The sequence below is a fragment of the Seonamhaeicola marinus genome (assembly GCF_008085455.1).
On sequence record NZ_VSDQ01000495.1, the window covers coordinates 1 to 726 of the forward strand.

At 33.2% G+C, this 726-nt stretch carries 2 protein-coding genes; both read left to right on the forward strand.

Going from position 1 to position 726, the window contains the following annotated elements; translation table 11 throughout:
* The coding region (locus tag FUA24_RS07905; protein WP_148541210.1) for a HopJ type III effector protein at nucleotides 1–159 on the forward strand (159 nt) is incomplete at its 5' end.
* A gap of 94 nt (nucleotides 160–253) precedes the next feature.
* The coding region (locus tag FUA24_RS07910) for a uracil-DNA glycosylase family protein (RefSeq protein ID WP_148541212.1) at nucleotides 254–726 on the forward strand (473 nt) is incomplete at its 3' end.

Here is a 726-nt window from a genome sequence, read left to right on the forward strand (position 1 = left end):
ACCCTAACTAAAGAAGAAACCTTAGCTTGTTTTGGTCAATACTATTTTAATGATGTTTTAAAAGATGTTAATGGTACAGGCCACCAAAATATTAGAAACTTTATGAGCACTGGTTTTGAAGGTTTAAATTTTGAAAAACCAGCTTTAAAGAAGAAATAATCTGTCATTTAAATATTGAGGAAGAAGACACTTATTAAAAAGAAAAAATGCTTCTTCCATTATATTCTAAATGATTAGAATTAAAAAACAAAAAATGCAGCAGCTTCTTCAAGAAATAGCCCAATGTACTATTTGTAAAGCACATTTGTTATTAGGTCCAAGACCTGTAGTTTCTGCACATAAAAAATCTAAAATTGTAATCATTGGGCAAGCACCAGGAACTAAGGTACATGCCTCAGGTATACCTTGGGATGATGCTAGTGGTAAGCAACTTCGAAAATGGCTGGGTGTAAATAATAAAACGTTTTATGATGAGGCTAAATTTGCCATAATACCTATGGGGTTTTGCTATCCAGGAAAAGGAAAAACGGGCGATTTACCACCAAGACCCGAATGTGCACCCAAATGGCACAAACCGTTGTTTGATGAGTTAAAAAACGTAGAGCTTATTATTTTAATTGGTATGTACGCACAGAAGTATTATTTAGGTGAACAAGCAAAAGGAACATTAACAGAAACTGTAGCTAATTTTCATGATTATTTACCAAAATTTTTGCCATTGCCACA